This is a genomic window from Pseudomonas sp. LBUM1656, assembly GCF_059716065.1.
In genome coordinates, this window is sequence record NZ_CP166800.1 from 4,346,256 (window position 1) to 4,354,153 (window position 7,898).

The 7,898-nt window shown below is 58.3% G+C and carries 5 protein-coding genes; 4 read left to right on the plus strand and 1 reads right to left on the minus strand.

What is annotated here, in order from left to right; translation table 11 throughout:
* Window positions 1-10 precede the first annotated feature (10 nt).
* The 4 genes from ACA072_RS19650 to ACA072_RS19665 all read left to right on the plus strand — a co-directional run bounded on the left by ACA072_RS19650 (window position 11) and on the right by ACA072_RS19665 (window position 6,851).
* On the plus strand, window positions 11-1,660 hold the full coding sequence (locus ACA072_RS19650) for a cyclic peptide export ABC transporter (protein WP_497619983.1): 1,650 nt from the start codon (window positions 11-13) through the stop codon (window positions 1,658-1,660).
* A gap of 164 nt (window positions 1,661-1,824) precedes the next feature.
* A complete protein-coding gene (locus ACA072_RS19655) occupies window positions 1,825-4,245 on the plus strand; it encodes a TonB-dependent siderophore receptor (RefSeq protein ID WP_497619984.1) in 2,421 nt (806 codons plus the stop codon).
* Window positions 4,246-4,488: 243 nt separating this feature from the next.
* Entirely contained in the window at window positions 4,489-6,381 is a 1,893-nt protein-coding gene (locus tag ACA072_RS19660; RefSeq protein WP_497619986.1) for an S-type pyocin domain-containing protein, read from the plus strand.
* 212 nt (window positions 6,382-6,593) lie between these two features.
* Window positions 6,594-6,851, plus strand: a complete 258-nt coding sequence (locus ACA072_RS19665) for an immunity protein (protein ID WP_497619988.1) — start codon at window positions 6,594-6,596, stop codon at window positions 6,849-6,851.
* A 54-nt stretch (window positions 6,852-6,905) separates the two neighbouring features.
* Here ACA072_RS19665 and ACA072_RS19670 read toward each other — a convergent pair whose 3' ends face one another.
* Entirely contained in the window at window positions 6,906-7,859 is a 954-nt protein-coding gene (locus ACA072_RS19670; RefSeq protein ID WP_497619990.1) for an alpha/beta hydrolase, read from the minus strand.
* Window positions 7,860-7,898: the final 39 nt, after the last annotated feature.

The window sequence follows — 7,898 nt, forward strand, 5'->3', positions numbered from 1 at the left end:
CTGTTCTCTCATGACCCAGCCTACGCGCGGTGCAATTCATGAATTGTTCACCCTACTCAAACCCTTCCGGCTCGTCGTCGCGATCTCCATTATCCTTGGCATGGTCGGCGGTCTGAGTGTCACCGTGCTGCTGGCGACCATCAACAATGCCCTTCATTCGGACACCGGCCTGACCCAGGGCGTCGTCGCACTGTTTGGCGGTCTGTGCCTGGTGGCGCTGCTGAGTTCGATCTGCTCGGACATCGGCACCAACTACGTCGGCCAGCACATCATCGCTACCCTGCGTAAGCAACTGGGCGAAAAAGTGCTCTCGGCGCCGATCGAACAGATCGAACGCTACCGTAGCCATCGCCTGATTCCGGTATTGACCCACGACGTCGACACCATCAGCGATTTCGCTTTTGCCTTCGCCCCGCTCGCCATTTCCATGACCGTGACCCTGGGCTGCATGGGCTATCTGGCGATGCTGTCGTGGCCGATGTTTCTGATCATGGTGGTGGCAATCATTATCGGCACCGGCATTCAATACTTCGCCCAGAGCCTCGGCATCAAGGGCTTCTTCGCCGCCCGCGACGCCGAAGACGAATTGCAAAAGCACTACAACGCCATTGCTGAAGGCGCCAAGGAACTGCGCATTCACCGCCCACGCCGCCAGCGCATGTTCAACGCGGGTATCAAGGGTACGGCCGACTTCATCTGCAAAACCCAGATCAAATCGATCAATACGTTCGTCATCGCCAAGACCTTCGGCTCGATGCTGTTCTTTGTTGTCATCGGCCTGGCACTGGCCCTGCAATCGTTCTGGCCGAGCGCTGACCAATCGGTGATGAGCGGTTTTGTCCTGGTGCTGCTGTACATGAAAGGGCCACTGGAACACCTGGTCGGCACATTGCCGATTGTCAGTCGTGCGCAGATCGCCTTCCGCCGCATTGCCGAACTGTCCGAGCAATTCTCTTCGCCGGAACCGCACCTGCTACTCAGCGACCAGGGTAAAAAAGCTTCGCCGGTGCACAGCCTGGAACTCCACGATGTGCGTTACACCTTCCCTGCCGCACCGGGCAGCAACGCCTTTTCCCTGGGGCCGGTCAACCTGAAAATCGAACAGGGCGACATCATCTTCATCGTCGGCGAGAACGGTTGCGGCAAGACCACCCTGATCAAATTGCTGTTGGGACTTTACCCACCGCAGCAAGGGGAAATCCGCCTCAACGGGGAAATCATCAGCGCTCTCAACCGCGACGATTACCGTCAGTTGTTCACCACGATCTTAGCCGACTACTACCTGTTCGACGACGTGGTGCAGGGCGACACGCACATTCCCGAAGACGCGAACAAATATCTGCAACGCCTGGAAATTGCCCACAAGGTCAGCGTCCAGGACGGCAGCTTCACCACGACTGACCTTTCCACCGGCCAGCGCAAGCGGCTGGCGCTGGTCAACGCCTGGCTCGAAGAACGGCCGGTGTTGGTGTTCGACGAATGGGCGGCCGACCAGGACCCGACATTCCGGCGAATTTTCTACACCGAGCTGCTTCCAGACCTCAAGCGCCTGGGCAAGACGATCATCGTGATCTCTCACGACGACCGATATTTCGACGTTGCTGACCAGTTGGTGCGCATGGAAGCCGGACAAGTAATGACGGCCCTCAACTCAGCCTGATACGACCCTGCAGCGTGTTTAATCAAGGCAAAAACGGTCCCGCACGCTCGCGATAGCAAATAAGTTCGCGGTTTGCGGGATTTTTTTCCGGTTTTTCTGTGGTGTTGCGTCTAATTATCATTAACTAATAAAACTGCACACGTACTTCAGGAGCATTCCGAGCGATGCAAAGCTTAACGTTGTCCCGCGCACCTCTGGCATTGGCCGTCTCCCGACAGAATCCCCGTCGCACCGTATTGTCCGGCGCCCTGCTGACCCTGCTGTTGCTGGGCACCACACAGGTACAAGCGACCCCGGTCGATGTGAATGTACCGGCGCAGCCGCTGTCCAGCGCACTGCAGCAATTGGGTCAACAAGCCAACCTGCAGATTCTCTACAGCCCGGAGACATTGTCGGGCCGGAAATCGAGCGCGGTATCCGGTCACCTGGAACCGGAACAGGCACTCAATAACTTGCTGCTGGGGAGCGGCATCACCTTCCAGATCACCGGCAACACGGTCTCGCTGATTCCGCCGGCAGGTACCGGCAGCGCGCTGGAACTCGGCGCGGTATCGATTTCCGGCAAGGCGCCGGGTTCGACCACCGAAGGCACCGGGCTCTACACCACGTACTCGTCCAGTAGTTCGACGCGTCTGAACCTGACCCCCAAAGAAACACCACAGTCGCTGACCGTCATGACCCGCCAGCGTCTGGACGACCAGCGCCTGACCAACCTCAGCGACACCCTTGACGCCACGCCCGGCATCATCGTGTTGCGCGACGGCCAGGGTGCCGAATCCGACGGTTACTTCTCCCGTGGTTTCGAGATTCAGAACTTCGAAATCGACGGCGTCCCGACCGTCAAGCGCATGGACAACTACACCCAGAGCATGGCCATGTACGACCGCGTTGAAGTCGTGCGCGGTGCCACCGGCCTGATCAGTGGCCTGGGCAGCCCATCGGCGACCATCAACCTGATCCGCAAACGCCCGACGGCCGAGGCCCAGGCGAGCATCACCGGTGAAGCCGGCAACTGGGATCGCTACGGCAGTGGCTTCGACGTCTCCGGCCCGCTGAACGAAACCGGCAACATTCGCGGCCGCCTGGTCGCCGACTTCAAGACCGAGCAGTCCTGGATCGACCGTTACAAACAGGATTCGCAACTGGTCTATGGCATCACCGAGTTCGACCTGAGCGAAAGCACCCTGTTGACCATGGGTTTCAGCTACCAGCAAACCGACGTTGACTCACCGATGCGTTCCGGCCTGCCGACCCGTTTCACCGACGGCTCGCGCACCAACCTCAAGCGCTCGCTGAACTCGGCACAGACCTGGTCCTATAACGACCACGAACAAACGAGCTACTTCACCTCGATCGAACACCAGTTCGACAACGGCTGGAGCGGCAAGGTCGAGTTCACTCACTCCGAGAACAAATTCGACGAGGTGTTCAACTACGTCAACGGCGGCCTCAACCCAGACGGCAGTGGCACCACGCAGTTGCCGGTTCGCTTCTCCGGCACACCACGTCAGAACAACCTCGACGCCTACCTCACCGGGCCGTTCAGCCTGCTGGGGCGCGAACACGAGCTGATCGCCGGTGTGACGCTGTCCAACTACTACGAAAACGTGCCGAGCTACGGTAGCTGGAAATATGACTATTCGGGCTCCCCGGCCGGCGCCATCGACAACCTGCTGAACTGGAACGGCGAATCAGTCAAACCGGACTTCGCTGTCACCGGCAAATCCACCACCGACGAAACCCAGTACGCGGCTTATCTGGCCACCCGTCTGCACGTCACCGACGACCTGAGCGTGCTGTTGGGCAGCCGTGTCATCGACTGGCATCGCGACATCGAAGACAAGCCATACGGTGCGGCACAGACCAAAACCGAAGAGTCCGAAACCGGCGTGTTCATCCCGTACACCGGCGTGGTTTATGACCTGAACGACACCTGGTCGCTGTACGCCAGCTACACCAAAATCTTCAACCCGCAATCGTCCTGGGTTCGCGACATCAACAACAAACCCCTGGACCCGATGGAAGGCACCGGCTACGAGGTCGGGGTCAAGGGCAGTCACTTCGACGGCAAGTTGAACTCCAGCGTCGCGCTGTTCAAGCTTGAACAAGACAACCTGGCCATCTGGATCGATACCCCTGGCGGCAACACCTACAAGTCCGAACAAGGCACCACCACCAAAGGTGTCGAGTTCACGCTTGACGGTGAACTGGCCGAAGGCTGGCAGGCGTCTGCCGGCTATGCCTACGCCGTCAGCACCGATTCCAATGACAAGCGCATCGTCACGACCCTGCCCCGTCACAGCCTCAAGACGTTCACCAGCTATCGCCTGCCTGGCGTGCTGGACAAGGTCACCCTCGGTGGTGGCGTGAACTGGCAGAGCAAGACCGGCGCCGACCTGCACACCTTCACCCAGGGCAGCTACGCCGTTACCAACCTGCTGGCCCGCTACGACATCAGCAAAAACCTGAGTGCCTCGGTCAACCTGAACAACGTGTTCGACCGCGAGTACCTGAGCTACGCCGGCGACCACGGCATGTACGGCGCACCGCGCAACATCATGACGGGCTTCAAGTACAACTTCTGATTCAACAGGCGTAACAAAAAAGCGCACCGGCGAAACCGGTGCGCTTTTTTTATGGGTGATGGTTTTGTAAGGCCCCGCTAAACCCGTGCGGGAGATGTTTCCTGTCATCACATAGGACATTTCCTATGACTCGACGGAAGACCTCCCATTAATGTTGTCCACGTCGAAACGTCCCTCCTTTCTTAACGTAACCGCCTACACACCTCTCAGACGCATACCTGTAACTTCTGATGTAACTTTTAAATGGCAGGAAACAATGAACACTTCATAAGTCCCAATCAAAAAACGCACATTCAAAAGGATATGAATATGCAAAGACCTCCACCTCTAGAGCTTGACGCCATCCACACCACGGCCCAGGCACCACCAGGATTTGAACCGGCTGTACCCACTACTGATTCGAATCGCTATAACGGCCCGTTTGGTACACCTCGGAACACTGTCCATTACCAGCAGGTACTGCAGAACTTCATCGCTCCGCTTGAGGCGGAATATCAGGCCAGGGCTGCGTTGATCCCGCAGAACATTGAGACGGATCTGGCCGCGACCCGGCGGGAAGGTTCGACACAGCCCCTTCCACCGGCAGCCGCCATCATTCGTGAACTGGGCGTCCGCAACACGGTTATCCAGAGGAAATCCGCAGAGCACCAGCGTCAGACAGCCCTGTCCCACGGGTTTTATGGCAGCGATCCCAGCCATAAAACCGTTTATCAATTCCTGTCCCGGGCCTTTATTGTCGACAAGGTTCTAAGCCCCAACGGCCCGGGAATGAACCTGTGGAAGCAATCCTATCGAGCGGCCCATGAAGCGAGGCTGCTGAGCCAGACCATCACGGTTTTGAATCAGCAACACATCAACGTGCTCAACTGGCTTGCCGCCGTGCAAAGTGAGGAACAGGCGCGTCTGGCAGCGCAACAACTGGCGGCGGAGTTACAGCGTCAGGCTGCGGAGGCAGAAGCACGGCGTATCGAGGCCGAGCGCGCGCGCCAGGCTGCCGAGGAAGATGCCCGGCGCATCGCTCGCCTTGCTGCCCTGGCAGAAGCGCAACGACAGGCAGAGGAGCAGGCACGTCTGGCAGCAGAAGCCGCCAGGCAACAAATGGATGCGGAACAAGCACGGCTGTTAGCGCTGGCGGAGGTTCAACGGCAGGCAGAACAGGCTCGTTTTAAAGCCGAGCATGAAGAACAGCGACTCCAGACCGCCCATGCTCATTTACTCTCAGGCCCGGCAGCGGCAACCGGACCGGTCTTTTCCGTTGCGTCCAGGGCAATTCCGCTCACTCCGGCCATTTCTCAGGCGGTTCTCAACGCCTTGCGCTCGGCGCTGGTAACGGCAACGGCGGCGGGTGCAGCAATGTTGGGCCCGGTTCTGGTTGGCTTCGCGGCTTTGCTGGCGCCTTCGCGCCTGGGCAACGGCGAGCGCTTCGCCATGAGCGTACCGCTTGGCGAACTGAGCGCGGAAAATGCCCGGTCACTGCGCGAAATCGCTGACCGGCGTGGAACATTGGAACTGTCAGTGGGGCTGGGCTATAGACCCCTCGGCTTGGGCGCAGAACTGTTTGTCGTCACCGCCGACGGCTTCGACATTCGCTCAAGCGTGCCGGTCATGCACGCCGCTTACGACGGGTTGAACGACGTTTACACGATTGCCCTGCCCGGTTCGCCAACCGATACCCTGAGCTGGACCCCCGCTGTCACGCCAGGCAACAGCTCGACTGAACGACCGATGGTTCAGGTCGATACGCCAGCGTATTCCGGCGCGCCGGTCGTTGCGCTGGAAGGTCGCCTGGACCTGCACCCTGCTCTGGTGGAGGAATGGGAAAGGTTCATCATTGTCTTCCCGGATGATGCGGGTATTGCGCCGCTGTATGTGGTGATTAGTAGTCCGTATGAAGGTGCGACTGTAGTGGGAGAACACAGCAGACGCGCCTCTGATCCAGAACACGCAGGTGGTCCCACTTTAGGACTGGAGTGGAACTCTGCAACTGCATCCCAAGAAGGAGTTCAACTGGTAAACATGCATATTTCCAGATTTCCTGCGTCTGATGCCAATCAAGTCATGCTCGATCGACTGAAGAGAATTGTCGGGCGAGAACTAGAGATGACTGATGCCGACAGACGTTTCTACACTCATTAACTCCGGGAGTTCGAAAGATTCAGAGCGCTGGGCTATGGTGACACCGAGCGACCAGATCCCGACTCTCCGGTGTGGAACAATGTTCATACCGCAACACTGGAAGATTTCAAACTGAAGGATGATCCTTCCTTGCTCTATACCGCCGAAGCGTTGGCTGCCGGGGAAGAACAAGACCAGCGTGATTATCAAAAATTTCTGAAGGAGATTTGGTGATGAGTATCATTGAGCAGATTGTTCTGCATGAGTCTCTGGACGATATCGTTACCGTTTTCGCATTGGTGAAGGCCCCCCCTCATCTGGACATGATGATAGGGCGATACAAACCCGCATTCACTAGAAGCGGAGATCTTCAACGCGTTTATGCCCGACTCTTCGAAGAGGGTGTATTAGCGAAGGGAGAGAAAGGACTTTCGATTAAAGGTCCTAACTGGAAGGCTCCCACCTTCGTGACAGAAAACCGGTACGGTTGAATAAACAGGTCACCCAGCCACACTCCTGCAGCTGGGTGACCTGCAATCCTTTTTTCAGGCAACTACCGGATACATCCCCCCCCGCAAAACCCCAACCAACACCTGATAAATCTCCTCCACCTCTTCAGTCACCATGCGCATGCGCAAAAAGTCATGCACATGCCCCCCAAACTCACGACACTCCACCAGCCCATTCACCCCAGCCAGACGCTCTGCGTAAGCCCGCCCCTCGTCCACCAGCGGATCGAAGCCCGCCAGCGCCACATAGGCAGGCGCCACATCCTTGAGGTCGGGACACAACAGTGGTGAAAAGCGCCAGTCACTGCGATCCTCGATGCTGCGCGCGTAGTGCTGGTAAAACCATTCCAGGGTGTCGCTTTCCAGCAGGTAACCCTCACCCAGCAGGTCCATGGATTCGTGTCGCTGCGAAGCATCGGTCACCGGATAGCACAACAGTTGCAGGCATGGTTTGAGGGCATCCGGTTCGCGCGCCTCAAGTGCCAACACCGTCGCCAGGGTGGCGCCGACGCTGTCACCGCCAAACACCAGACGCGAAAGGTCGAGGCCAAACTCGCCGGCTTGGCTGCGCAACCAGTGCAGCGCGTCGGCGCAGTCGTGCAGCGCCGTGGGGAATTTATGCTCGGGTGCGCAGCGGTAGTCCACCGACAACACCGCACACGGGGTACGCGCGCAAAACTCACGGCAGATGCCGTCGTGGGAGTCGAGGCTGCCGACCACAAAGCCACCACCGTGCAAGAACAACAACACGGGTAACGCGGTCGAGCGTTGCAACGGACGGTACAGGCGCAAAGCCAGAACACTGCCATCACGGGCGATGTGCTGCACCTCGCTCACTTCTACATCCGGTGCCGCCCAACGCATCTGTTGCGAGGACTGTTCGAACGCCTGCCGCGCCTGCTCGGGCGTCGAGCGGTGGAAAGCCATGGCGCCGTCCTGATTGTCTTCGATCAGATCGAGAAACGCGGCCACTTCAGAATTCAATGACATGAATGACATCCCGGGTCGATGCCCATAAAGAGCGACCGA